The sequence below is a fragment of the Brucella cytisi genome, assembly GCF_038433355.1.
Classification (GTDB): domain Bacteria; phylum Pseudomonadota; class Alphaproteobacteria; order Rhizobiales; family Rhizobiaceae; genus Brucella; species Brucella cytisi.
In genome coordinates this window covers 1-25,769 of sequence record NZ_JBCAUP010000038.1, presented here as the reverse complement: position 1 = coordinate 25,769, position 25,769 = coordinate 1, and the positions used below count along the sequence as shown (strand labels likewise).

The window sequence follows — 25,769 nt, the reverse complement described above, 5'->3', positions numbered from 1 at the left end:
TAACGGCATGATAGCTGCGACCGGCCTCAATGACAAATGGGTCCGGCAAGCTTTTGTGTGCGCCATCACAGAAAGCGCACACAAAAGAAAATCGGTGTGTCAGAGACCGAAATGGCCCTTGAGAGCGGGTACGTTTGCAACCAGCTGGTCGACCAGCTGCGGGTCATGGTCGCGCACATAATTGATCACCTGCCCGCCTGCTTCGGTGATCTGGTCGCTGGAGAGGCCGCTGGAACGAAGCGTGGCAGCGGCTTTGAGAAGCGCACTCATCTTTTCGCCGGCCACATTATCCATCAGTCCCGACAGCGCGCCCATGATACCGCCGGTGCTTGAGGCAAGCACGTCGTGGGCGCTGGCGAGCTGCTGGGCATCCGGCAGGAGCGCGAAGATCTTGTTGCCGATTTCCGGTGCGCTGTGCTGCAGAACGGAAAACACCGAGCCAGCCAGCTTTTCTGCAAGCTGCGGATCGATGTTGATCTTGGTGGCTATACTGTCAATGAGAGACTGAACAGACATGAAAATTCCAAATTCCTTGCCCCCGCAAGGGGCGGTTCAAACCGCAGTCGGCGAGCAAACCCTATGGCTTCCACGACCAACCATTTACAAGTGATCCGCAGGCTTGTGCGTCGGATCGGGGTGCAGGGACCACCAATGGTGCACCGGCGTCAACGCATGAGGCGCGGCTTTGTTGGAGTTCGGTGAATTTTCAGTCAAGATTCAGTTTGCGGAATATTGAAGTGGCTTTTCAGTGCCGGGACGAAAGCAAAGAGCTTTCGCACAAGTTCGCGATCTTTTTGCCTGATATGACGGATGACTGTCAGGAACGCCTGATTGGCCTGATCCATGCTCATGCCGGTGGATTTCAATGCCGCCAGACCGCAGACCAAAGTGCCTATTCTCTCGCCCGCAAAATTTCCGGCCACATTCGAAACTGTTCCGAGGATGCCAGCCGCATGATGATTTTCAGGGTTGAGCACATCATTGGCGCGTGCCAATGCGGGCGCTCCGGGAATCAGGTTGAATATTTGCGGCGCGACAATCGGAGCTTCATGCTGGATGATGGAGAGCAATATACCAACTGTTTGCTCGGCGGTTCCAGGGCCTATATTCGCGTTTGAGGCAATATTGTCTATCAAGGATTGGATTGACATTTCTCATCCATGAAAATTGATAAAATAATATTTGTCAGAACAATTTTATGAGAAGTAATACTGTTATTTAGAATAATATAATGTTGCATTCTCTTATACGGTAAGAAAATACAGGGTGCTTCTGGTCGTGTGTTGCAAGAAGGCGTATAGGCTGCATTTACTCATCTTCGTCGGACCCACTTGAAATGATCGTTCGCCCGCGCCCCCCTTTGTGGAAGCTCTTCTTCATACTCAAGGGTTCCATCATCCTGCGTATCCTGCCGCAGATTTTTGCGGTTTTCCTTCTGTCGGTGCTGGTTGTGTGGGCGCATCGCGCGTTTCCCGGCTGGGTGCCAGCCGTCAACAATGGAACGGCTTTGGCGCTGCTCGGCATTGCGCTTTCGATCTTCCTCGGCTTCCGCAACAACGCCTGTTATGACCGCTGGTGGGAGGCTCGCAAAATCTGGGGCAAGCTCGTCTATACGACGCGCGGTCTGGGGCGTCAGACGCTGTTGCTGGAGAATGTGTCGGGACTGGAAGGCGGACGGGAAAAGCTGCTTCGTTATGCGATTGCGTTTTCGCAGGCCATGGTCAGCCATCTTCGGCCAGAGGAAACCGGTGGCTCAAACAAATACGACAAATGGTTGTCTGCGGAAGAGCGGAAAGCGTTGGCGGAAAGCCGCAACAAGCCTGATTTCATCTTGCGTCGGCTTGGTGCTGCTCTAGCGGATATGCGTGGGAAAGACGCTCTGCATCCGGTCGATTTCCAGACGCTTGACAGTTCAGTGTCTGCATTGGCAGAGGTCCAGGCGGCTTGCGAGCGGTTGCGGTTCACGCCGGTTCCCTTCGGCTATACGCTGCTTCTGCATCGCACGGCCTATCTGTTCTGTTTCTTCATACCGTTCGGCTTTGCCGATATGCTTGGTTGGGGAACGCCATTTGCGACGACGCTGGTAGCCTATACTTTCTTTGGGCTGGATGCGCTGGGCGACGAGCTGGAGGAGCCGTTCGGAACATTACCGAACGATCTGCCCATCGGGGCCATCGCCGATACAATCGAAATCAATCTGCGGGAAGCATTGGGTGAGGAAAACCTGCCCAACCTTCCTCAACCTGTCGATTATCTTCTTATGTAAAAAAAGCCCCGACTGGCAGGGCCAGCCGGGGAGGTCAGTTGAGGAAATCCGACCATAAAGCGATTTGCAGATCAACCCCGTTTCATCGAATTTTACGGGCAACTGCCAGTTTGGACATTGTGTCGCTGCCAAAAGAGAAGTGTGTGAGCATGGCAGCGAGCATGAGAGCGAGGACCGTCATCATTTGTCGTGGGTGACGATGACCGGGATCAGAAGATCACCCCGGTTGCCGTCGCCGTTCCCGTGCTGCCGAAGGCACACAAAATGAAGGAACATGGCGGCGACGGCGATAGTCGGGAGCATCATCATTTGTCATGGGTGACGATGACTGGGATCAATAGATCACCCCAGTTACCGTCGCCGTTCCCGTGCTGCCGAAGGCACACAAAATGAAGGAACATGGCGGCGACGGCGATAGTCGGGAGCATCATCATTTGTCATGGGTGACGATGACTGGGATCAATAGATCACCCCAGTTACCGTCGCCGCCATGATGCCGGGCCGAGCGGACCAGTTCCACGGAAACGCCTGCCTCGACCGCCTTCATGACGGTGTAGTTGAGGCGATGCAGATCGTTGGCGAGCATACGGATAACGGTCTGCTGATCCGTGGTCATGCTTGAAGATTGTTCTTCTGCTCTTTCCTTGACGCGTGCTGGCGAATTCATGGAACTGTTCCTCCTGTTTGTCGCCGGGCTGTTATTCAGCAGCCGGTCTGAACTGTGCTGTTTCAGTCGATTCCTTCATGGCGGTGGTCGAAGACTGGCCGCCGGTGATTGCGAGTGACACGGCATCGAAATAGCCGGTGCCGACTTCACGCTGATGCTTGGTCGCGGTGTAGCCGTTGGCTTCGGCTGCAAATTCCGCCTGTTGCAATTCGGAATAGGCTGCCATCTGCCGGTCCTTGTAACCGCGTGCCAGTTCGAACATGCCGAAGTTGAGCTGGTGGAAACCGGCCAGCGTGATGAACTGGAACTTGTAGCCCATCGCGCCCAGCTCACGCTGGAACTTGGCAATCGTGGCGTCGTCGAGGTTCTTCTTCCAGTTGAACGACGGTGAGCAGTTATAAGCGAGCTTCTTACCCGGATGCGCCTTGTGCACGGCTTCCGCGAAGCGGCGGGCCTGTTCGAGATCGGGCTTGGATGTTTCCATCCAGATCAGATCGCAATAAGGCGCATAGGCAATCGCACGGGCGATACATGGCTCAATGCCGTTCTTCACCTGATAGAAGCCTTCAGCCGTGCGGCCCGCATCGTAATCGACGAAGGGCTGGTCGCGCTCATCGATATCCGAGGTCAGAAGCTTGGCGGCTTCCGCATCCGTGCGGGCGATAACCAGCGTTGCCGTTCCCATCACGTCAGCAGCTAGGCGCGCCGCGTTAAGGTTGCGGATGTGCGCTGCCGTCGGGATCAGAACCTTGCCGCCGAGATGGCCGCACTTCTTTTCTGAGGCAAGCTGGTCCTCGTAGTGAACGCCTGCTGCACCCGCCTCGATGAAGGCTTTCATGATCTCGAAAGCGTTCAGCGGACCGCCGAAGCCTGCTTCAGCATCGGCAACAATGGGGGCAAACCAGGTGTCGACCGAAAGTCCCTTGCCTTCAGCGGTTTCGATCTGGTCGGCACGCTGCAACGTCTTGTTGATGCGCTTTGCCAGTTCCGGGGCGGCATTCGCCGGATAGAGTGACTGGTCCGGATACATGGCCGAAGCCGTGTTCGCATCCGCTGCAACCTGCCAGCCGGAGAGGTAGATTGCCTTCAGTCCGGCGCGAACCATCTGCATGGCCTGATTGCCGGAAAGCGCGCCCAGCGCATTGACGAAATCTTCCTCATGGATCAGCTTCCAGAGGCGGTTGGCGCCCATCTCGGCCAGCGAGTACTTGATCTCCACCGAACCACGCAGCCTTTTTACATCTTCGGCTGTATGCGCACGCTGGATGCCGTCGAAGCGCCCCTTTGGTGCCGAAGGAATAAGGCTGTAAAAATCTGTCATTTCGGTTTCTCCTCGTGTTGTAGTTGGTATTTGTAAAGCATTTGATGGCCGCTGTTTCTGTGACCAGATTTACAATCGAGATTATTGAACTGCCAGAGAAACCGAAAAAATGGGCATAGAATTAAGGTAATGCTGTCGGAGTTTTGACTAGGTGGCGATGTAAATTTGTAAATCTTGTCAAAATCGAATTTTGTGTCTATTTTGTCATGAATTGTAAAATTGCCGTTTTGGGTTGGGAGAACCAGGTGAGCGAACGCAAGATATTTGCCGGCCCACGCATCAGGCGCATCCGCAACGAGCGGGGACTGACCCAGACGGCGATGGCCGAGGCGCTCGGTATTTCGCCGTCTTACCTGAACCTGATCGAGCGCAATCAGCGCCCGCTGACGGTACAGCTTTTGCTGAAGCTTGCCAGCGTTTACAAGCTCGACCTCGACAGTCTTCAGGCAGAAAGCGGCTCCACGATCACGGGTCTGAAGGAAGTCTTCTCCGATCCGCTCCTGACTGGCGAATTGCCGGGCGATCAGGAGCTGGTCGAAATCGGCGAGGCTGCGCCCAATGCTGCCGTCGGCATCATGAAACTTTACCGTGCCTATCGCGAGCAGCAGCAACGCTTGTCTGATCTGTCGCAATTGCTGTCGCATGAGGGAAGCGGGGCTGAGCTTTCCGCGACGCGCCTGCCGCTCGATGAAGTGCGCGATGTGATGGCGCGGCGGGCCAACCATTATCCACGCATCGAGGAAGAGGCGGAGAGCTTTTACACCCTGCTGAAACCGGACGGCGATTTGTCGAGCGCGTTGAAGGATTGGCTTCGGCGCGAGCATGGCATTACGGTTCGCACGCTGCCGGTTGCTACCATGCCAAACTGGCGCAGGCGTTATGACCGGCATTCGCAGCGGCTGTTTGTTTCGGAGCGTCTGTCCCCCTTCGATCAGTTGCAGGAAATTGCCATGGAAGCGGCGTTGATCCGTATGCAGGTGATGATCGGCGCTGAAACGGAAGGGCTGAAACTGTCCTCCAGTGAAGCCAAACGCATCGCGCGGTTCGAACTGGCGCGTTATGCGGCGCAGGCTTTGATGATGCCTTATCGCCAGTTTCGCGATGCAGCCGTGCGGGCTCGTTATGATGTCGATGTGCTGCGCACGCGTTTCGGGGTTTCATTTCAGCAGGCGGCAAACCGGCTGACCACCTTGCAGCGACAGGGGGCAAGTGCGCTGCCCTTCTTCGTGATGGAAATCGACCATGCGGGTAACCGCCTGCGTGTTGCAGGAGCGGAAGGTTTTCCAACCCGTTTCGGCGGGCAATGCCCGAAGCTGCCGGTCTATGCGGCTTTCGCTCAGGCAGGGCAGGTGCTGGTGGAACCGGCGGAACTGCCGGACGGCTCGGCGTTCCTGACAATTGCCCGCACGCTGGAAGGGCCGCAGGGCTCATTCCGCGAGCGTCCGCGCAGGACAGCGCTGTTACTTGGTTGTGCGCTGGAAGCGGGGGGCGACACGGTCTATGGCGCGTCACTTTCAAAGGCTGGCAATACCGAGATCGGTCCGGCCTGTCGTCTGTGCGAAAGGCAGGGCTGCATCACTCGTGCCGAGCCACCGCTGACACGTCCGCTCGGGCTGGATGAGATGGTGGCGGGGTTATCTGCCTTCGACTTTCAATAGTAAGCTGGTGTTTGTCAGGCATAACCGAAATCTCATTGCCCCTTGGGGAGCCTTTGAGATGCAATTTTTATGTTCGTCCTGTCACGACCCTGTTGACGAAAGCTGTGCAATCTAAAAAAGTGCAATAAAGAAACAGTATATCCACCTTGAACCTGCACCGGAATTTATCGTGCAGATTGGAGCAAACGATGGGGATCAAATCCTTCCTTCTGGCAACGACCGTCGTGACGGGCTTTGTAGCGGCTGCCACATTTTCCGCGAGCGCGCAGGAGCGGGTGGTCAATATCTATAATTGGTCGGATTATATCGACGACTCCATTCTCAAGGATTTCACCAAGGAAACCGGGATCAAGGTCGTCTACGACGTTTACGACTCCAACGAAATTCTGGAGACCAAGCTTCTGGCCGGTGGCAGCGGCTACGATCTCGTGGTGCCATCGGGCGAATTCCTTGGCCGTCAGATTCCGGCAGGCGTGTTCCTGAAACTCGACAAGGACAAGCTGCCGAACGTCAAGAACATGTGGGATGAAATCTCCAACCGCGCGGCAACCTACGATCCGGGCAACGAATATTCTGTCAACTACATGTGGGGCACGACCGGCATTGGCTACAACAAGGCCAAGATCAAGGAAGCGCTCGGCACCGACACAATCGACTCCTGGGACGTGCTTTTCGACCCGGAAAAGTCTGCGAAGCTTAAAGGTTGCGGCATCTATCTTCTTGATTCTGCCAGCGAAATGCTGCGCCCGGCTTTGAACTATCTGGGTCTGGACCCGAATTCGCCGTCGCCGGACGATCTGCAGAAGGCGCAGGACCTTTATCTGAAGATCCGCCCGAATATCCGCAAGTTCCACTCGTCTGAATATATCAATGCGCTGGCCAATGGCGATATCTGCATGGCCATCGGCTATTCGGGCGATATCTTCCAGGCACGTGATCGCGCTGAAAAAGCAAAGCAGGGCGTCGAGATCGGCTATTCGATCCCGAAGGAAGGCGCACTGATCTGGTTCGACCAGATGGCGATCCCGGCAGACGCCAAGCATGTGCCCGAAGCGCTTGAATTCATGAACTACATGATGCGCCCGGAAGTGGCTGCAAAGGCTTCGAACTACGTGTTCTATGCCAATGGCAACAAGGCCTCGCAGGAGTTCATCGACAAGGAAATTCTTGACGATCCGGAAATCTATCCGACCGAAGACGTCATGAAGAAGCTGTTCGTGCCCACGCCTTATGACACCAAGACCCAGCGCGTGGTTACCCGCGCCTGGACCAAGATCGTCACCGGCCAGTAAGAGCTGAAATAGTATGTGGGACAGATTTGTCCCGCCCGACATCGTGAAGAGCGGCCCACTGTGCAGACGGAGGGCCGCTCTGCGTCTTGTAATACGTGGGTTTTGCCCGCGGGATCAGGTTCCGGTTAGTTTATAGGGGAACGGAATGGAATCTTTTGGCAGCTTTCGCCGCAAATTTGCGCCCTGGAACGATCCGGCGGCCAAGCCCTTCATTTCTTTTGATAATGTGACGAAAATATTCGGCGATTTTACCGCCGTCGATGACCTCTCGCTCAATGTCTTCAACCGCGAGTTCTTCGCGCTGCTTGGCGCTTCGGGCTGTGGCAAGACCACGCTGATGCGCATGCTGGCCGGTTTTGAGGAACCGACATCGGGCCGCATCACGCTCGACGGTCAGGATATGCGCGGCATCCCGCCCTATAAGCGCCCCGTCAACATGATGTTCCAGTCCTATGCGTTGTTTCCGCATATGACGGTCGAGAACAATATCGCTTTCGGCCTCAAGCAGGACGGTATGGCGAAATCGGAAATAGATGCACGCGTCGCCGAGATGCTCAAGCTCGTGAAGCTGGAGCAATATGGCAAGCGCAAGCCGCATCAGTTGTCCGGCGGACAGCGCCAGCGCGTGGCGCTTGCCCGCTCCGTTGCCAAACGTCCCAAGGTGCTGCTGCTGGATGAGCCGCTCGGCGCGCTGGACAAGAAGCTGCGCGAGGAAACCCAGTTCGAACTGATGGATTTGCAGGTCAAGCTCGGCATGACCTTCATGGTTGTGACTCACGATCAGGAGGAAGCCATGACCATGTCCGACCGCATTGCGGTGATGGACAAGGGCCGCATCAAGCAGGTGGCGACGCCGGCGGAAGTCTATGAGGCGCCGCGCTCCAAATTCGTGGCTGACTTCATCGGTAATGTGAACATCATCGAAGGCGAAGTGGTGAAAGCCGCCAATGGCGAGACCGAGATTGCTACCGAAAAATTCGGTTTTCACATTCAGACCGAGACCCGCGAAGAACTCAATCCGGGCCAGAAGGTCTGGTATGCGGTGCGTCCTGAAAAGACGCGGATCACACGCGAGAAGCCGGACGATGCTTCGGTCAATGCGGTGGAAGGCGAGCTTTGGGATATTGCCTATTTCGGCGACATGACGGTGTTCCATGTCCGGCTGGAAAATGGACGCACGATCAAGGCTGCAAGCCTCAATGCCGTGCGCAAGACGGAAAATCCGCTGACCTATGACGAGCGTGTCTGGGTTTCCTTCGATACCGATGCCGGTCTGGTGTTGACCGCCTGAGGAGGCCACCATGCAGAAGCTCGTCGCTTCCATTGCCAGCCGTCTCGTCATCGCGGTGCCTTATCTCTGGCTGCTGGTATTCTTTCTTGTCCCGTTTTTCATCGTCTTCAAGATTTCCCTGTCGGAAGTCGCGATGGCGATCCCGGCCTATACACCGACCTTCGATCTGGCGCAGGGATTTGCTGCAACCTGGGAGAGGATAAAGCAGCTCTCCTTCGATAACTATCTGTGGTTGTTGGACGATCCCCTTTATTACAAGGCCTATCTGTCGAGCGTCCGCATTGCGGCTATCTCCACCTTCCTGACCTTGCTTGTCGCCTATCCGATGGCCTATGGCATGGCGCGCGCGCCAACGACGATCCGTCCGACATTGCTGATGCTGGTGATCCTGCCGTTCTGGACTTCGTTTCTGATCCGCGTTTATGCATGGATCGGCATTTTGAAGCCGGAAGGCCTGCTCAATCAGTTTCTGATGTGGCTCAACGTCATCGATACGCCGCTCAATATTCTCAACACGGATACGGCTATCTTCATCGGGATCGTTTATTCCTATCTGCCGTTTATGGTGTTGCCGATCTATTCTTCGCTGGAAAAGATGGACTATTCGCTCATCGAAGCGGCACAGGACCTGGGCTGCACACCGTTTGCCGCCTTCTGGAAAATCACCTTCCCGTTGTCGCTGGCGGGTGTGCTTGCGGGCTGCTTCCTCGTGTTCATTCCGGCCGTGGGTGAGTTCGTCATTCCCGACCTTCTCGGCGGTTCGCAGACGCTGATGATCGGCAAGACGATCTGGAGTGAGTTCTTCTCCAATCGCGACTGGCCGGTTTCGTCGGCCGTGGCCGTGGTGCTCCTGATCCTGCTGATCGTTCCGATCGTGATCTTCCAGCAGGTGCAGGCGCGGGCACAGGAAAAGGGGAAATAGGATGCAAAACAACTGGTCCCGCTTCAATATCGTATCGGTGGCTCTGGGCTTTGCCTTCCTCTATCTGCCCATCGTTCTGCTGGTTATCTACTCGTTTAACGAATCCCGATTGGTCACGGTCTGGGCGGGGTTCTCGACCAAATGGTATGTCGAGCTGTTTCGCAATCAGGCTCTGATGGATGCGGCATGGGTGACGATCCGCGTCGGTCTTCTGTCCGCAACGATTGCCACTGTTCTGGGTACGCTCGCAGCACTTGCGCTGACACGCTATACGCGCTTTCGCGGACGCATCCTGTTTTCGGGCATGGTTTACGCGCCGCTGGTCATGCCCGATGTCATCACCGGCCTGTCGCTGCTTCTGCTCTTCGTGGCGATGAATTTCGACCGTGGCTTCTGGACGGTGACGCTCGCACACATCACCTTTTCGATGTGTTTCGTGGCGGTCGTCGTGCAGTCGCGTCTGGTGAGCTTTGACCGTTCTCTGGAAGAAGCGGCGATGGATCTGGGCGCGCCGCCGGTCACGACCTTCATGAAGGTAACGCTGCCGGTTATCTTGCCCGCCGTGGTTTCGGGCTGGATGCTCGCATTCACCCTGTCGCTCGACGATCTTGTGATTGCAAGCTTTACCTCCGGTCCAGGTGCAACGACGCTGCCGATGAAAATCTACAGCCAGGTGCGTCTTGGTGTGACGCCGGAAATCAATGCTGTCTGTACAATCCTGATCGCGCTGGTGACTATCGGGGTCATCATCGCCTCGGTCGTCAACAAGCGTCGCGAAGTGCAGCGCCGCCGCGACGAGCAGGCGGCATTCCGTATGGGATAATGAAAAACGGGGCTTACTGCCCCGTTCCCATGGATGACGGTGAAATAAATGGCCGATCCCACGAGCCGCCGACGAAGAAATTGAGCGGCGGCTTGGCGGGCGGAGTTTCGGCTGGCGGCTGGCTATCCTGACCGTCTGTGCTGCCTTCCTGTGGCTGCTGCGGCTGGCTGTTCGGGAAAACGACTTCACCACTCAGCGCCAGACTGCGATCCACGAACGGCACAATGCCTGCCAGCGTCAGCGTGCCATCGGACGTGTCAAGACGCGCATTCTCCAGCGTCGCCACACCATCGGAAAGATTGGCTTTCACATCCAGACGATTGAAGGCAAGCGCGACGTTTTCCTTCCGCTCCAGAGCGAAGAAGCGCTGGCTCTGCGCCTTGGTCAGAAAATCCTGCACGGCAAAGCCCTGCATCTGACCATTGTTGAGCTGTATGGAAACATTGCCCTGCGCGTTGGTCAAAAGGCCGGACCAGCGATTGGCCGGGCCTTTCATGAACAGGGAAACATTGCCTTTGCCGCTTACGAAAGGCTTGTCGAAGCCAAGTGCCGTAAAGAACTGCGAACTGTCGATATCCGAGGCGTTGAAACGCAATTCGCCGCTCGCACTTTTCAGGTCACGCACGATCTGCACATTGGCTTGCATGATGCCATTGAAGGCTTTGGCGTCGCCGATGTCGAAGATGGCACGTCCGCCTCGTATCTGAACCGCAGCAGCTACCCCCGTCATGTTCACCGGGCCCGCCGTGGCACTCTGCGCGGAAAGGCGAAGGTCGACTTCTGCGCGATCAATGAAGCTCGTATCGACCACGTCGCGGTCGTGATTGTTGCGCTCGTTCGGCGAGCGCGCGCCGCTGTCGGGCAGTGGAATGAAGGCTGAAAACAGGCGACCAAGGTCAAGCTTGTCGAAAGCCAGTGTTCCGGTTACCGCGGGCTGTTCCTGTTCCAGGCCGATCTCGATCACGCCCTTGGCCGGGCTGTCGCTGGCGGTCATTTCCACATCGGCGAATTTCAGCCGTTTCGGCGTCGCGGTTATGGTGGATTCCAGCGAGAATGCACCGATTTCGGCGCTACCCGCAATTGGCGGAAGGCTGAGCCAGCGCACCGCGCCGCTGAGCGACGGGGTCTTGGCAGTCAGATCGCCTTCGAAAAAACGGTCCTTGGAAATATTCGCCTTGCCCTGAAATGTGAGGCTTAGCGGATTGGCGGTCAGGCTTGCCGTCACATCCGATGTGCCGCCCGCCAGAAGCGGCAGCGCTTGTGCGGCAGTCAGGCTGAACTGGGAGGTCTCTTCGCGCCATTTGGCGCTGCCTTTCAGCGTTGCGGCACTCGATGTTCGGGGCCATTCCAGCGTTGCGTTGACATCGGTTATCTGCTCGTCACTGGTGATTTCCGGCTCGCTATCCGGACGATTGAAGGCAATCGTCCCATCACGAACCACGACACGGCCAAACGGTTGTGAGGCCTGCTGCGTTGCCTGTGCATTATCTCCGGAACCGTCTTTTTGCAGGGCGCGCTGCGCACGGATAGCGGTGCCGAGGCGTCCGTTGGAATTGGCGATGGCGTCGAGGAGCTGTGAGAAATTCGAAATCGGTCCGTCGAGGTTTACATGCGGACGGACGATCTGCGTTTCGGAAAACGAGATATGTCCCATGATGGCATCGAGCGGAGAAAGCTCCACATCAATGCGATCAGCGCTCATGAGTGGTTTCTGACCCTGATCGGTAAGTTTGCTGAGCGTCACGCCGTTCAACGATGCGCGCAGAACAGGGAATACCTTCAGGCGAGGGGCTTGTCGCAGTTCAACGCTATAGCCGGTCCAGGCGCTGATTTCCTGTGCAACGCGGATACGAATGGCATCGGTAGAGACGATAAAAGGCACCACGGCCAGCAAGGTTGCTGCAGCTGCGGCGCAGAGAATGACGAGCGCAATTATGAGGCGCGTAAATCGGGGCCAGCGCATCAACCATCCAATCAGTGAAGTTTCATAGAAACACGCCACGTTTTTCTTCGCGCCGCGCCTCTGGTATTCGTTTTTTTGCATATCGTTATCGCAAAACTGCTGAGCACTTTTGCGCGACATATTTCAAGCTGTAAACCAGCAATGGGTCAAAGCAAAGACGCTAGTTTTATGATAAGTCGTCTACGGTTGCAGAGAACGGAATCAAATCAACAGCGCTGCTTCTTTCCTATGGTTAATCAATTGCTGCACGGAAATTAACCCTGATTTTACAGTCGCTACTAATGCGTAAATTCTGAACGAAGAACTTAAGGCGTCGTTAACCGGCTTCACGCGATAAGGAATGCAACACTGAGTGATGATCGAGCTGCCGTTTCCTGTGCTCCGTTGCGAATTGCTTTTGTGTCCTTTGTCTCTGAGATTCTGATAGCGCCGGTTCGTCCGGCGCTTTTTTTTGAGTTGAAGCAGGACATGAAAAAACCTCCCGCAAGGGGAGGTTCTTTAGTCTTTCCAGGTGCCGATCAGTCAGCCAGTACGCGTGTCGGCGGGAAGGCAATCTCGACCACCGTTCCGTGTCCCGGAGTGGAATCGATGGCAAATTGCGCGCGATTGGCTTCTACCATGGCTTTTGTCAGAGGCAGGCCCAGCCCGGTGCCTTCGCTGCGCCAGTCCTTCGCGGTCTCGGCCTTGCGGCGTTCCAGCGCGTTGACCTGTCGGAATGGTTTCAGTGCCTGCTCGACCTCGGATTTGGTCATGCCGATGCCGGTATCGCGCACCCGCATCACGACATCGCCGTTCATTTCATAGCTGGTCGATACGATCACCTGACCGCCCGGAGCCGTGAAGCGCACAGCGTTGGACAGAAGGTTCAGGGCTACCTGCTTGATCGAACGCGTATCGGCAACGATGTCGGGCAGGTTGGATTGGAAGCTCGAACGGATGATGACGCGTTCGCGATTGGCCTGCGGTTGCATCAGTGCGATGGCTTCGGCAATGGCATCGTTGAGTGAGACCGCTTCAAACTGCATGTCGAGAGCGCCAGCTTCGATCTTTGAAATGTCGAGCAGATCATTGACCAATGCCAGCACGTGATTGCCGGAGCGATTGATGTCGCGCAGGTAATCCCGGTAGCGATCATTGCCGATGGAGCCGAACTTCTCGTCGGCCATCAGCTCGGAAAAACCGATGATTGCATTGAGCGGCGTACGGATTTCGTGGCTGATGCGTGCCAGAAACTCGGTCTTCTGGCTCGAAGCGCGTTCAGCTTCCTTGCGCGCATTGGTCAGTTCTTCCTCGGTGCGTTTCCACTGCGTGATGTCACGCAGAACGGCGCAGAACCCACGCGTATGCGGCAGTTTGCCGATGGTCATGAAAAGCGGAATGAAGCCGCCCTTGGCTTCGCGGCCGATCACTTCGCGCCCATCATTGAGGACACTCAGAACACCGTTGCCGGAAAGGCCGTGCAGATAGTCCATGGCGGCGCGCTGGCTTTCGATGGCAAACAGCATCGAAAAGAACTTGCCTTCCGTCTCGTCGCGTTCATAGCCGAAGAGGGCCGAGGCCGAATGGTTCATCGAGCGGATGCGGCCTTCAGGATCAATAAGGACAACGCCATCCGTTGCCGTGTCGAGAATGGTCTTCAGTTCCTCGACATGATCCGCAAGTGCCTGCTTTTCGTCGTCCTTGTCGATCGCAACCGGCGCTTCAGCCGGGGCGGCAACGGCTTCAACGGATACCGGTGCAGCTGCCACCGGCATCAGGCTCAGCATGAGTGCGCGGCCCTCGCGCCAGGAAATGGCGTTGAGATGCGCATCGACAGGCTCTTCGCTGCCATTGGCACGGCGCAACACCATGCCCTGTCGCGTTTCGCCATCGTCGCTTTCGCTGTTGAACAGCACATCGACGCCACCCGCATAGCGAATATCATCAAGCGATTCATAGCCAGTGAGATCGAGCAAGGCCTGATTGACATAATGAATCCTATCGCCCGAATGAATGATGACCGGCACAGGCAGATTGGCCAGCAGGGCCGTTTCATCTCCATAGGCCATTCCGGACGACGGAAGTGATGCTTCGTCGGCGGCAACTTCGTCGATGAGCGACGCTTTCACTTCGGTCTTTTCGACCGGCTGCGAGCTGTCAATGACGGTTTCGTCCGATATGGTGACCGTTTCGGTTTCGGCGCGGGAATTGGCAAGACCCTGCTTGCGCAGACGATCAGCAATTTCGCGGAATGCGTTGCGCTCGGTCTTGGTCAGCCCGCCTTCGGGACGCTCTTCGCGCTCCCGTTCCTTCAGCATCCGCGCCTGGTCCGCAGCCACTTTCTCTTCTGCGCAAGCGTTCAGTAAGCTGATCACCCTATCGGATTCCCGACGTCCCGGTGTCGGCGCGATATCCAGCGGCGGCTTGGGCAGCGTTGCGACAGGCCTGTCGTCATTGGCAACTTCTTCGCCTAGCGCCAGAACATCGTCGTCTTCGACAGGCGTTGCCGTTTCGACCGGTTCGCTGATGGGCTTGCGCGCTTGCGGAATACCGCCTGCAAGCACCAGCCCGATTTCTTCCGGGTCCTTTTCGGCCTCAGCTGGACGCACCAGTCCAAAGCCGCGGAAACCGGTAAATTCCCGATCGCGCGAATAAACGGGCAGGGCGGCAAGCTCGACAGGCACGCGCAAATCCGTGCCCTCTACCGGCCACATCAACCGTTTTCCTGACCATGTGTCACGCTTGTCGAGCAGCGCCGTAATACTGCCATCGGGGTCGAAGCCGAAGACATTGGCCACATCGGCGAAGCGACGCCCGACGACATCAGCCGCATTCGGCCCAATCGTCGCGGCAAGGTCCGGCGATATTTCGCTGAAAGTGCCGTCCGGTCCCACCTTCCAGATGAAGCGGGCGGGCGGAGCATCCTGTTCGAATACAAAGCTGCGGGGCTTCTGCTGATCAGCAAAAGCATCTTCTGTATTTGGGCTCTCCACAGGCTCTGGAAGTATCTCTTCCAGAATTTCTTCGGCTTCACCCTGCAGAGCGGCGGGTGCTTCCAATGTCGCGACGGGAGCATCACCGATGATGCAAAGAAGATGCATGGGCGGCGTGTCGGTCAGTCGCGCAATCGCTCCCGGCACGGAATGCCTTCCGGCGCGGATGCGGCGCTTGACGATACGGTCAGTCGCGTCTGCAGCTTCGATGACAAGGTCTTCCAGCGTCGTGGAGGAAATGTCGAGCGCAGCAAAACGCGGGCTTGCGGCAATCACCCGGCTGTTCGCGTCGATCACCGCAATATGCGTGCTGTCGTCGCTGAGACCGGAAATGATGTCTTCAGCCTTGGTGTCCTTGCCATCGGCAGTCAGCAGCAGCCCGGACACGCCGTCGGGAAGCGTAATATGCGACACGCTGAACCGGGTAAGGTCGGAACGCAGTCCGCCGCCGAGGCGAACGGAAACGGTTCGGGTTTCACCCTCCGCATTGCTGTTCGAAGAGGCGATCTGCCGGCGTGTGGCGATGGGCAGATCAAGGCCGCCGCCGATCATGTCTTCCACGCGATCGAAGCCGAAAAGCTTCGCGCCGGGGCCGTTGACCCAAAGCACTGCCGACAGGTCGTGCGTCAGCACGAGCTGCGCATCGCCCTTTGCAAAGCCTTCGCGGATAGAATCCAGCGCGGCAATATCGATGAAGGGGTATGATCCTGACATACCTGTCCTTACCTGTTCTTTCGACCGCCCGCAGTGCTCGTTAACACCCTGTTAATAAGCCTCTTATGGGCGCGGGTCCACATTGCCATTTGGTATGGGCTGCATTTTCTGTTTCATTAGTTAATACGGGAAAGGCAATTTTACAGGCTCGGGCCAATATCCGGGTTGTGCACAGCCGGTCACCTATAATGGTTACCAGCCGGTGACTGTTAACAGCAGGATTTGATATTGAATCCCGCAATTGGGAATTTCTCAAAAAAGAGAGCTATAATCACTTGCAATATGGATCGATTCTCCGTATGTGACCCCCTGTCGGCGACGCCAGAGCGTCACGCAGCCGACACAAAGGTACGCGGTCGTAGCTCAGTTGGTTAGAGCGCAGGATTGTGGCTCCTGAGGTCGTTGGTTCAACTCCAACCGACCGTACCATTGTCTCTCATATATCCGTTGCGAGTTTAAATCAGCGATAAAACACTGGTTCGTTGATCTGAGAAAAATTCATAAAAACAACAGTTTGACGCGAATAGCAGGAATGCGGTAGCGTGCTCGGTGCTTTAATTGGAACCAATAGCCTACCCTGCCATTAGGTCTGTAGCGGCAAATCTTATGCCGCCGAAACCAACAGGAGGATTTGATCCATGAAACAGGTCAACCCGACTGAGGCAAGGCAGGGGCGCGAAGGCAAGCCCGTTCTCATCGTGCTGCTGGTCAGTATCGCGGCGGCACTGGTCGTGTGGGTGCTGGTCGAAATCTACGGCACCGTTATTTCTCCCGATGAGAATACGCCCAATGGCGAGAACTCCCTGCCACCCGCCACGACGGAATCGGTCCCACCAGCGTCGGCGAAATGATCGTTTGCTTGCGAGTGATCGTCGTTGGTACATTCGTCTATAGCGGAACCAAACCCAATGGTGCCCGTTGTGAAGCATGGAACAATTCTGGGCTGAATTTACGCATGAGAATGTAATCAGTTTGCCGGTGGTTCTGGCGCGGATGCTGCTGGCAACACTGCTCGGTTCCATTATCGGTCTGGAGCGGGAATGGCGTCGGCGACCGGCCGGGTTGAAAACCCATATGCTCGTCTGTCTCGCCTCCGCTACCTTCACGATTGTTTCGCTGGAACTGGTCAATGTGCCGGTATTCAACGATCAGAATATCCGGATGGACCCTTCGCGGCTCGTTGAAGCAATCACCAGCGGGGTCGCCTTTCTGGCGGCGGGTTTCATCATCTTCGCACGCGGAAAAATAACCGGCATCACGACCGGCGCCGGCATGTGGCTTGCGGCCTCAGTGGGACTCGCCAGTGGTCTGGGCCTCTGGCACATCGCAATCATGGCGACATTGATTGCCGTCACGGTTCTGGTCGTGGTGGGCAGGATGGAAAACTCGGTTGGCCCGGACAACAGCAAAGTCGAGGACAAAACCTCTTGAGCTGTTACCGAGCCAACAGTTTGCCGGAGTGACGGATCAAGCTTCGGCGAGCGCTTCGGCGATGCTGTCCTTCAGGGCAAGGCGCTGTTTGCGCAGGTTTGTTTCTTCTTCCTGGCTTACTGGCGCAATCTTTGTTTCAGCGCGGTGGATGCGGTCATTGACGGAATCGTATTCTTCCAGAATGCGGGCAAAATGCGCATCCTTTGCCTTCAATGCGTGAATGGCGTCGAGCTGGCCGGGAAACTCTTCTCCAAGTGTATGGGGGGTGTTCGACATTCTTTAGCTCCTTCCTTGGTTGAAAAGAGCTTCGCAAGCCAGCGAGCCAAAGGCATTGATCGCGATCAAGTTGAGCGGAAAGGAATATGCGGAAACTGCATGGCTGGCATGCAAATGCCGATCTTCTAAGTTGTCAGTGCGATCCCCATATCATGGGCACGGACCAATGAAGTGTCCGTGATGGAGAGAAAAATGTTTACCCGCTTCAATAATCGTTTCGGTCGTGCATTCGCGCAATTCGGCAGCGCCGTTCGTGCTTCTGCTGCTGTGCGCGCTGGTCAGAAGCCTACTGCCCAGGACCTTGAGACGCTTGGAATCGACGTTGACCAGTTCCGTCGTATTCAGGGTTGAGCAACCAAGTAAGCGTATGTGTATCTGAGTAAAAAAGCCCCGGATTTCCGGGGCTTTTGTTTTTAGTCTTCGTCCGTCGCCATCTGGCTCAGCAGGGCACCCTTGCCGCGCTGGCGCATGATCATCGGCACAACGACTGCGGCAATCGCCAGTGCGATCAGCACAATCGATACCCAGGAATGCACCAGAGCCATCGGGTTGCCCTGACTGATCTGCAATGCCTGACGCAGGCTCTTTTCTGCCATTGGCCCGAGGATCAGGCCAACGACAACCGGCGCGATGGGATATGAGAAGCGCCGCAGCACGTAGCCCAGCACACCGAATGCCAGAAGCAGGCCGAGCTCGAATGAAACCGGCAGGCCGAACAGCATCGAGGTGGAGGCATTCGCACCGATTGTTCCAAGCGTTGCGAAAACCAGAATGCCTGCATAGAGCCAGTGGCGCGGGATGGTGAGCATCTTCACCCACAGGCCGATCAGCGGCAGGTTGAGAACCAGCAGCATCAGATTGGCCACGAGAAGGCTCGCCACCAGACCCCATACCAGCGTGGCATTGGTCACGAACAGGAGAGGGCCGGGCTGCAGGCCGAACTGCTGAAAACCGGCAAGCATGATTGCTGCCGTCGCCGTGGTTGGCAGGCCGAGCGTCAGAAGCGGCACGAGGGTGCCCGCAGCCGAAGCGTTATTGGCCGCCTCCGGTCCCGCAACGCCTTCGATAGCGCCTTTGCCGAATTCTTCCGGATGTTTCGAGAACTGCCGTTCCGCCGAATAGGAAAGGAAGCTGGACACGTCGGCGCCGCCTGCTGGCATGGCTCCGATTGGAAAGCCGATGGCGGTGCCGCGCAACCACGGCATCCATGAGCGTTTCCAGTCATTCTTGGTCATCCAGACGGAACCCTTGACGGCGATAACTTCATCCTCTGGTCGAAGCTTCTTCGACACGACCGCAAGGGTTTCACCGATGGCGAACAGCGCCACCGCCAACGTCGTGACATTGATCCCGTCGAGCAGGTTCGGCGTTCCCATGACGAGACGTGCCTGACCCGTCAGCTGATCGATGCCGATCAGGCCGAGCGCCAGTCCGATGAACAGGGACGTCAATCCGCGAAGCGTGGAATCGCCGAATGCGGCCGAGACCGTCATGAAAGCCAGAAGCATGAGCGCGAAATATTCGGAAGGCCCAAAGGACAAGGCGAATTTCACAACCCATGGTGCGACGAAGGCAAGCGCCAGAGTGGCGAGCAGGCCTGCGATGAACGAGCCGATGGCCGCCGTTGCAAGCGCCGGCCCGCCACGTCCGGCCCGGGCCATCTTGTTGCCCTCCAATGCGGTGACGATGGAGGCGCTTTCTCCTGGTGTATTGAGCAGGATCGACGTGGTCGACCCGCCATACATGCCGCCATAATAAATGCCCGCGAACATGATGAGTGAGCCGGATGGATCCAGCTTGTAGGTAACGGGCAGAAGGAGCGCGACGGTAAGTGCAGGGCCGATACCCGGCAAAACACCGACGGCGGTGCCGAGTGTGACACCGATCAGCGCGTAAAGAAGGTTCGATGGTTCAAGCGCCACCAGAAGTCCGTTGGCGAGAAGTGCGACAGTATCCATGATGGCACTGAGCCTTTAAAGCATTTCCAGCAAAAATGCGAAGCGGTTTTGCATGGGATAATGCGACAAAACAAGGACTTAGAGCATTTCCAATGTTTCAGTCAAAACTGGGAATGCTCTAAACGAATTGTTCGAGCCAGCCGGACGGCAGCGATAGCTGCAGGCCGCGTGCAAAGATGAACCAGATCACGAAGGCGAAGACGATGCCGACGGGAACGCTGATCCAGAATTTGCGATAGCCGAAGCCACGTGCGGTTGCTGCGAAAAGCAGGCCGGTAGACAAGGAAAAGCCGACAGTCTTCATCGTCAGCATCTGGATGGCCAGACCGCCAATGATCCATGCCATCGGGGCGATCTCCTGATGCTCTCGCTCTGGAAAATCACCGCGAAGCGCCTCGAATACGGTCCAGATGGCAAGGCCGAACAATCCGGCTGCGACGACATAGGGAACGGTTTTCGGACCGACCGGCGAGTAGCTCGTCACGTCGTTTCCATAGGTTGTCGACCAGGCAATGGCGATGGCGACAGCGGCAAGAACAAGGGCGATGACAAGAGCGGCGAAATCTGGCGCCGCCCCTTCCGGGCGGCGCTTTTCCTGCGGTTCTGTTCCTGTCATTTGACGAGGCCGATTTCCTTGAGGATGGCTTCAGTCGCAGCGACGTCCTTGGCAAGCTGCTCCTTGAATGCCGGGCCGGCGAGATAGGTATCCGCCCAGCCCTTGTCTTTCAGAGCCTTCTGCCAGGATTCCGACTTCACCATTTTCTCGATATCGGCATTGATGGCAGCTTCCTGTTCGGCAGCGATGCCGGGAGCAGCGGCCACCATGCGCCAGTTCTGGATAGAAACGTCCACGCCGCCTTCCTTGAAGGTCGGTGCGTCGATGCCTTCCACGCGCTCGTCGCTCGAAATGCCAATGATGCGCAGCGTACCGGCCTTGATCTGGGCGTCGAATTCGCCATAGCCGGAAATGCCGACGGTTACCTGATTGCCGAGAATGGCTGCCAGTGCTTCGCCGCCGCCGGAAAAGGCGATGTAATTGACCTTGGTCGGGTCGACACCTGCTGCCTTGGCAAAGAGGCCAGCGGTGATGTGATCGGTGCCGCCCGCAGAACCGCCGCCCCACGAGACGGAGCCTGGATCAGCCTTCAGCTTTGCTGCAAGGTCGCCAAGGTTCTGGATGTCGGAAGAAGCAGGCACGACGATGGCTTCATATTCACCGGTAAGGCGTGCAATCGGCGTGATGGCGTCGAGCGTAACCGGCGATTTGTTGGTCAGGATAGCGCCGACCATGACATAGCCACCGACGATGAGCTGGCTTGGGTCGCCCTTGTTCTGGTTCACGAACTGGGCAAGGCCGATGGTGCCACCAGCGCCCGGAACGTTGATAACCTGCACGCTGCCGGAAATCTTTTCGTCCTGAAGCGCGCTCTGCATCGTGCGCGCCGTCTGATCCCAGCCGCCGCCTGGAGCAGCAGGCGCCAGCACCTTGTAGTCTTCTGCGGAAGCAGAGCCTGCCATAGCCAACGCCGCTACCGACGTCAGGGCCAGAATAAATCTACGCATATGTCCTCCCAGATAGAATGTATGCCGCCTCCCGGCGGACCTCCCCAAAGTCCCGCTCCTCTAGCGGGAGAAAACTACATGGAGATTAGCGAAAACAAATTCAATAGGCCAGCGCATGCGACGATAGTTTGGCCGCAATTTAAATAACGGGCTTTCGAATCGCTTGAAAACCGTGCGTTGGAAATAGCCATCGAGACCTGCTTGACGGCGACATCGGGTCAACGTAATAGTGTAACGACGGTTCCCCGACCGAGAGCGAAGGGGATTAATAGGGAACACGGTGAGGACGACCCGAAAAGGGGCCAAGACCGTGGCTGCCCCCGCAACTGTAAGCGGATTGCCGTTCATCCTCGTGACGTTGAAAGCGTCATGCCACTGTGCCGGAGAAGCGCGGGAAGGCAGATGAACAGCAGATATTCGTGAGCCAGGAGACCTGCCGTCTAGTGTTGTCCATTGTCACGGGCGGGGATGCCCGGAGCAGGAGCAGATTATGACAGATTTCCGCGTCGCAGGACGCATCCTTCTATCGTCATCGCATGATTTCGACATGTCCCCGGATATGCCTGTCCGTCTTCCGTATAGGATTTTTCCCGTCAGCTGACAGGGCGTCTTTCTCTCATCATTTCGGGGACTTTCATGAATATTCTCGGCAAGATGCCGTTTCGCGCCGCCCTCTGTGCGGTTGCATTTCTCTCAGGCGGTTTGGCTGCACAGGCAGCGGAAACGCAATATCCGCTAACGCTGAAAAATTGCGGTCGCGACGTTACCTTCAAGCAGGCACCGAGCCGCGCGGTTGCGGTTGGCCAGAGCAGCGCAGAAATTCTTTACAGCCTCGGTCTCGGCGACAAGGTTGTCGGCACGGCAGTGTGGTTCGGGCCTGTTCTCAAAGGCTTTGAAGAGGTAAATGCCAAGGTCAAGCGGCTCGCCGATAATGATCCAAGCTTCGAAAGCGTTCTAGCGCAGAAGCCGGATATCGTGACGGCGGATTTCCAGTGGCATGTCGGGCCGACCGGCATTGTTGCGAAGCCTGAACAATTCGAGGAACTGGGCATTCCGGCCTATACATCGCCGTCGGATTGCGTTGGTAAGGACAATTCCGGCGGTGGTGACGGCGTCCGCACGGCAGCGTTCAAGATGGATATCGTCTATCAGGAAATCACCGAACTGGCGGAAATCTTCAATGTGCAGGATCGCGGCGAGAAACTCGTCGCCGACCTAAAGGCGCGCGAAGCGGCTGCGCGTGAAAAAATTGGGGCTGCGGACGGAAAGCTTTCGGCTGTCGTCTGGTTCTCCAGCACGCAGGTCGATGCCGATCCCTATGTCGCAGGCAAGTTCGGCGCGCCCGCCTATGTTCTTTCGGCGCTCGGCATCAAGAATGTCATCAACAGCGAGGAAGAATGGCCAACGGTTGGATGGGAAACGATTGCAAAATCAAACCCTTCGATGATCGTTGCTGCAAAACTGGATCGCCGCCGCTATCCGGCAGACGATATCGCCGTCAAGCACCAGTTTCTTGAGAACGATGCGGTGACGAAGCTGATGCCAGCAGTCAAGGACAAACATGTCTTCGACATGGATGCGCAGTCGATGAGCACTTCGCTTCGCGTGATCGAAGGCATCGAAACACTTGCAGCCGATATTGCCGCCTCGGACCAGAACAAGTGACGGCGCGGGCAGCGACAACAGGCTTCAAACAGAAGGGAAGGGCCCGCTCCGGCGTGTTCTTCCTGGCCTTTTCGCTTGTCCTGCTTCTTCTTGCCCTTTGGCTCGGAGCGGCGATAGGCGAAACGGCGATACCACTCGATGTGGTTGCGAAAACCGTAGCCAATCGGGTGTGGAATGCCGGATATCCGCTCGAACCCATCGATGAAGGGATTGTCTGGAGCTATCGCCTCAGCCGTGCGGTTATCGCTGCATGTTGCGGCGCGTCTCTCGCAATATCCGGCGTTATTCTGCAGTCGCTGCTCCGAAATTCGCTCGCCGATCCGTATATTCTGGGCATTTCCGCCGGCGCCTCGACTGGAGCCGTTGCCGTTGCCATTCTTGGCATCGGCGCTGGCGTGCTGACACTCTCGCTTGGGGCTTTCATCGGTGCCATCGTTGCTTTCTGTCTGGTGTCCCTGCTGGCGCTGCGGGCGGGGCGAGGCAGCAGCGCTATCATTCTGGCGGGTATTGCCGGTTCACAGCTTTTCAACGCGTTGACGTCATTCATCGTCACCAAAGCAGCAAATGCCGAACAGGCGCGCGGTATCATGTTCTGGCTCCTTGGCAACCTTTCCGGCGTGCGCTGGCCCGATGTCACTCTTGCTCTGCCTGCCTGTCTGATCGGTCTTGCCATCTGTCTGTGGCATGCGCGTGCGCTCGATGCCTTCACCTTCGGAACGGAATCCGCAGCTTCTCTCGGCATACCGGTGCGCCGCGTCTACGTGGTGCTGATCGGTGTCAGCGCCATGATGACGGCTGTGATGGTTTCCATCGTTGGCTCTGTCGGCTTTATCGGTCTCGTCATTCCCCATGCGGCGCGAATGGTAGTCGGGGTCAGGCACGGCAGGTTGTTGCCCGCGGCGGCCCTTATCGGAGCAATCTTCATGATCGTCGCCGATATCCTGTCACGCATCATCATTCCGGGGCAGGTTTTGCCGATCGGTGTCATCACGGCTTTGTTCGGTGCACCTGCATTCGCCCTGTTACTTGGACAAAGGAGGGCGTCGTCATGATCCTCTCAGCATGCAATGTCGGCTGGTCGGCGGGCAATGTCGAAATCTTGCGCGATGTTTCGCTGGAAGTGGCGGAAGGTGAGTTTCTTGGCATCATAGGGCCGAATGGATCGGGAAAGACCAGCTTTCTGTCTTTGCTTTCCGGTGTTCGCAGATGCCGCGTCGGCGAAGTGAACCTCTGCGGTTCACCCATCGACAGTTTCAGCCGTCGCGAGATTGCGCGCCAACTGGCGCTGGTCGAGCAACAGGCGGGAACGACAGAACGTATCACGGCACGTCAGGCGGTCGAACTCGGGCGAACGCCCTATCTCGGTGCCCTGTCGCCATGGTCGGTGGAGGACGATGCCATCGTTGACCAGGCGCTGGTCAATGTCGATATGGCGCATCTGGCCAACCGCTATTGGCACACGCTTTCCGGCGGTGAGCGACAGCGTTTGCATATAGCCCGCGCTTTGGCTCAAGAACCGCAGATTTTGCTTCTGGACGAGCCGACCAATCATCTCGACATCGGACATCAGATCGGGCTGCTCGATCTTGTCAGCCGCCAGAAACTGACGGTGGTGGCCGCCTTGCATGACCTGAACCATGCCGCGATGTTCTGCGACCGCATCGCGGTGATGGATATGGGCAATCTCGTCGCGCTCGGCACACCACGCGAGGTGTTACGGGCAGAGCGTATCGCCGAGGTCTTCGGTGTCGATGTCGACGTCGAATATCAGGGCATCAGCGGCTGTCACATCCGCTATCGTGCTCCAGGTCAGCGCCCGTTGGAACTCAGACATTCTGCATGATCGGTCAGGCTGCAAGTCATTGTTTCGGTTGCTGCGGTGCTTCTAATAAACGGGAAATAAATAGGATTGTAAAATAGGTATTACTAATATTAATATTTATGTTTTCGGATAACATCATGAAAAGTTGTAGCTTTTTCAGAGTTTACTCACAGTAATGTGAGCGGTTTTGTTGGCAAACTGTTTCCATCGCGTTGGCGGTTGCGCTATACAACCTCAGCGCATCAAGGCATGCATTCACTTGTAAGAGCCTGAATCATAATGAACGTAACGATATCAGGCTCTTGCGATCCTTCGGGTGAGGAAGCGGATATTTGCGATGTAGATCCACGCTTCAGAGGAAGCGATGGTTTTCTCGAAGTCCTTGGTCAGTCTGCGACACCGTCCCAGCCATGCAAATGTGCGTTCGACAACCCATCGACGCGGGAGTAGTTGGAAACCTTCAGCGCGATCAGACCGCTTGACGATTTCCAGTGTAAACCTCCCGACCTTTTCCAGCCTGCCTTTGAGCTTTGGTCCTGCGTATCCGCCGTCAGCAAAGATATGCCGCAACCACGGCCAACGTTTGAGAATGGTTTTCAAGACATCCGGCGCGCCGTCTCTGTCCTGAATGCCCGCAGAATGGATCACGAGACCAACCATCAGGCCGAGAGTATCAACCACAATATGACGTTTGCGACCGTTGATCTTCTTCCCCGCATCAAAACCTCGTATTCCGCCGCTTTCCGTGGTTTTCACCGACTGGCTATCGATCACACCAGCCGTGGGGCTGGGCTGCTTGTCGGCCTGTTCACGCGCAATCATCACAAGTGTGTTGTTGATGGTCCGCAGCATGCCATCATCTCTCCAGCGGTAGAAATATTTCTGCACCGTGGAGAATGGTGGGAATTCAGTAGGCAAAAGCCGCCACGCACCGCCCGAAGAAGCTATATAAAGAAGCGCGTTCACCACTTCTCGCAGGTTTGTCTTTCGAGGGCGACCGAGATGTCGTGGCAAAGGCATCAGCGGTTCGAGCACAGACCATTCCGCATCCGTTAAATCGCTTGCATAACGCGAATTGCGACGCTCATACTGTCGGCGAGCGGTTTCAGTCCAGGCCATCGTGATCTCCATCGTATGTCAGAAATCCGATTGAATCATAACCTGC

The 25,769-nt window shown here is 56.6% G+C and carries 23 protein-coding genes, 1 tRNA gene and 1 riboswitch; of the genes, 13 read left to right on the top strand and 11 right to left on the bottom strand.

All coding sequences use genetic code 11. From position 1 onward, the window contains the following. Positions 1-99: 99 nt before the first annotated feature. Positions 100-516: a 3-hydroxyacyl-CoA dehydrogenase family protein gene (locus AAE521_RS24700; protein ID WP_125335889.1), complete on the bottom strand. Its 417-nt coding sequence runs from the start codon at positions 514-516 to the stop codon at positions 100-102. A gap of 194 nt (positions 517-710) precedes the next feature. Next, positions 711-1,151, bottom strand: coding sequence for a hypothetical protein (locus AAE521_RS24695; protein ID WP_071631289.1), 441 nt, complete (start codon positions 1,149-1,151; stop codon positions 711-713). A gap of 185 nt (positions 1,152-1,336) precedes the next feature. Between AAE521_RS24695 and AAE521_RS24690 the strand changes: the two genes are divergently transcribed. Further along, complete coding sequence (locus AAE521_RS24690; protein ID WP_342062811.1) at positions 1,337-2,266, top strand: bestrophin family protein; 930 nt, start codon at positions 1,337-1,339, stop codon at positions 2,264-2,266. 430 nt (positions 2,267-2,696) lie between these two features. Here the strand turns inward: AAE521_RS24690 and AAE521_RS24685 are convergent, their stop codons facing one another. Both AAE521_RS24685 and aceA read right to left on the bottom strand, forming a co-directional pair. After that, positions 2,697-2,933: an SMc00767 family acetate metabolism repressor gene (locus tag AAE521_RS24685; protein WP_010659117.1), complete on the bottom strand. Its 237-nt coding sequence runs from the start codon at positions 2,931-2,933 to the stop codon at positions 2,697-2,699. 31 nt (positions 2,934-2,964) lie between these two features. Then, positions 2,965-4,254: an isocitrate lyase gene (gene aceA, locus AAE521_RS24680; protein WP_010659116.1), complete on the bottom strand. Its 1,290-nt coding sequence runs from the start codon at positions 4,252-4,254 to the stop codon at positions 2,965-2,967. Positions 4,255-4,499: 245 nt separating this feature from the next. Between aceA and AAE521_RS24675 the strand changes: the two genes are divergently transcribed. The 5 genes from AAE521_RS24675 (at position 4,500) to AAE521_RS24655 (ending at position 10,240) form a co-directional block, all read left to right on the top strand. Beyond that, the gene (locus AAE521_RS24675; protein WP_342062810.1) at positions 4,500-5,912 is read left to right on the top strand and encodes a helix-turn-helix domain-containing protein; all 1,413 of its coding nucleotides are present in this window, start codon (positions 4,500-4,502) and stop codon (positions 5,910-5,912) included. A 188-nt stretch (positions 5,913-6,100) separates the two neighbouring features. Then, positions 6,101-7,204, top strand: coding sequence for a polyamine ABC transporter substrate-binding protein (locus tag AAE521_RS24670; protein ID WP_071631293.1), 1,104 nt, complete (start codon positions 6,101-6,103; stop codon positions 7,202-7,204). A 145-nt stretch (positions 7,205-7,349) separates the two neighbouring features. After that, positions 7,350-8,495, top strand: coding sequence for an ABC transporter ATP-binding protein (locus tag AAE521_RS24665; RefSeq protein WP_342062809.1), 1,146 nt, complete (start codon positions 7,350-7,352; stop codon positions 8,493-8,495). 10 nt (positions 8,496-8,505) lie between these two features. Beyond that, entirely contained in the window at positions 8,506-9,417 is a 912-nt protein-coding gene (locus tag AAE521_RS24660) for an ABC transporter permease subunit (RefSeq protein ID WP_071631295.1), read from the top strand. A 1-nt stretch (position 9,418) separates the two neighbouring features. Further along, positions 9,419-10,240, top strand: a complete 822-nt coding sequence (locus tag AAE521_RS24655) for an ABC transporter permease (protein ID WP_071631296.1) — start codon at positions 9,419-9,421, stop codon at positions 10,238-10,240. Positions 10,241-10,253: 13 nt separating this feature from the next. On the opposite strand, the gene AAE521_RS24650 is transcribed toward AAE521_RS24655, so the two are convergent. Continuing rightward, on the bottom strand, positions 10,254-12,203 hold the full coding sequence (locus AAE521_RS24650) for an AsmA family protein (protein ID WP_010659110.1): 1,950 nt from the start codon (positions 12,201-12,203) through the stop codon (positions 10,254-10,256). Between the two features lie 518 nt (positions 12,204-12,721). Then, positions 12,722-15,889 carry a cell-division control histidine kinase PdhS gene (pdhS, locus tag AAE521_RS24645; protein ID WP_342062808.1) on the bottom strand — a complete coding sequence of 1,056 codons (3,168 nt, stop codon included), beginning with the start codon at positions 15,887-15,889 and terminating at the stop codon, positions 12,722-12,724. A 352-nt stretch (positions 15,890-16,241) separates the two neighbouring features. Between pdhS and AAE521_RS24640 the strand changes: the two genes are divergently transcribed. The 3 genes from AAE521_RS24640 (at position 16,242) to AAE521_RS24630 (ending at position 17,320) form a co-directional block, all read left to right on the top strand. Next, positions 16,242-16,318, top strand: a tRNA-His gene (locus AAE521_RS24640). Between the two features lie 209 nt (positions 16,319-16,527). After that, positions 16,528-16,740, top strand: coding sequence for a hypothetical protein (locus AAE521_RS24635; protein ID WP_010659108.1), 213 nt, complete (start codon positions 16,528-16,530; stop codon positions 16,738-16,740). A gap of 76 nt (positions 16,741-16,816) precedes the next feature. Further along, positions 16,817-17,320, top strand: coding sequence for an MgtC/SapB family protein (locus AAE521_RS24630; RefSeq protein WP_010659107.1), 504 nt, complete (start codon positions 16,817-16,819; stop codon positions 17,318-17,320). Between the two features lie 36 nt (positions 17,321-17,356). On the opposite strand, the gene AAE521_RS24625 is transcribed toward AAE521_RS24630, so the two are convergent. Beyond that, a complete protein-coding gene (locus tag AAE521_RS24625) occupies positions 17,357-17,596 on the bottom strand; it encodes an HP1242/YdcH family protein (protein ID WP_071631301.1) in 240 nt (79 codons plus the stop codon). Between the two features lie 192 nt (positions 17,597-17,788). On the opposite strand from AAE521_RS24625, the gene AAE521_RS24620 reads away from it, so the two are divergent. Further along, positions 17,789-17,947 (top strand): hypothetical protein, encoded by a 159-nt coding sequence (locus AAE521_RS24620; protein ID WP_100229493.1) that lies wholly within the window; start codon positions 17,789-17,791, stop codon positions 17,945-17,947. Positions 17,948-18,009: 62 nt separating this feature from the next. Here AAE521_RS24620 and AAE521_RS24615 read toward each other — a convergent pair whose 3' ends face one another. The 3 genes from AAE521_RS24615 to AAE521_RS24605 all read right to left on the bottom strand — a co-directional run bounded on the left by AAE521_RS24615 (position 18,010) and on the right by AAE521_RS24605 (position 21,117). After that, on the bottom strand, positions 18,010-19,554 hold the full coding sequence (locus AAE521_RS24615; RefSeq protein ID WP_010659104.1) for a tripartite tricarboxylate transporter permease: 1,545 nt from the start codon (positions 19,552-19,554) through the stop codon (positions 18,010-18,012). A 118-nt stretch (positions 19,555-19,672) separates the two neighbouring features. Beyond that, positions 19,673-20,170 (bottom strand): tripartite tricarboxylate transporter TctB family protein, encoded by a 498-nt coding sequence (locus AAE521_RS24610; RefSeq protein WP_010659103.1) that lies wholly within the window; start codon positions 20,168-20,170, stop codon positions 19,673-19,675. Beyond that, positions 20,167-21,117: a Bug family tripartite tricarboxylate transporter substrate binding protein gene (locus tag AAE521_RS24605; RefSeq protein ID WP_342062807.1), complete on the bottom strand. Its 951-nt coding sequence runs from the start codon at positions 21,115-21,117 to the stop codon at positions 20,167-20,169. Before AAE521_RS24605 ends, AAE521_RS24610 begins: the two co-directional genes overlap by 4 nt. Positions 21,118-21,338: 221 nt before the next feature. Beyond that, positions 21,339-21,572, top strand: a riboswitch (cobalamin riboswitch). A gap of 181 nt (positions 21,573-21,753) precedes the next feature. Between AAE521_RS24605 and AAE521_RS24600 the strand changes: the two genes are divergently transcribed. From AAE521_RS24600 to AAE521_RS24590, 3 genes are read left to right on the top strand one after another with little or no spacing between them, the layout of a single operon-like run. Next, complete coding sequence (locus AAE521_RS24600) at positions 21,754-22,782, top strand: ABC transporter substrate-binding protein (RefSeq protein WP_342062806.1); 1,029 nt, start codon at positions 21,754-21,756, stop codon at positions 22,780-22,782. Beyond that, the gene (locus tag AAE521_RS24595; RefSeq protein ID WP_374864893.1) at positions 22,779-23,834 is read left to right on the top strand and encodes a FecCD family ABC transporter permease; all 1,056 of its coding nucleotides are present in this window, start codon (positions 22,779-22,781) and stop codon (positions 23,832-23,834) included. Before AAE521_RS24600 ends, AAE521_RS24595 begins: the two co-directional genes overlap by 4 nt. Continuing rightward, a complete protein-coding gene (locus tag AAE521_RS24590; RefSeq protein ID WP_071631306.1) occupies positions 23,831-24,625 on the top strand; it encodes an ABC transporter ATP-binding protein in 795 nt (264 codons plus the stop codon). The genes AAE521_RS24595 and AAE521_RS24590 overlap by 4 nt, the downstream gene beginning before the upstream one ends. Positions 24,626-24,898: 273 nt before the next feature. On the opposite strand, the gene AAE521_RS24585 is transcribed toward AAE521_RS24590, so the two are convergent. Next, positions 24,899-25,723 carry an IS5 family transposase gene (locus AAE521_RS24585; RefSeq protein ID WP_342060385.1) on the bottom strand — a complete coding sequence of 275 codons (825 nt, stop codon included), beginning with the start codon at positions 25,721-25,723 and terminating at the stop codon, positions 24,899-24,901. Positions 25,724-25,769 lie beyond the last annotated feature (46 nt).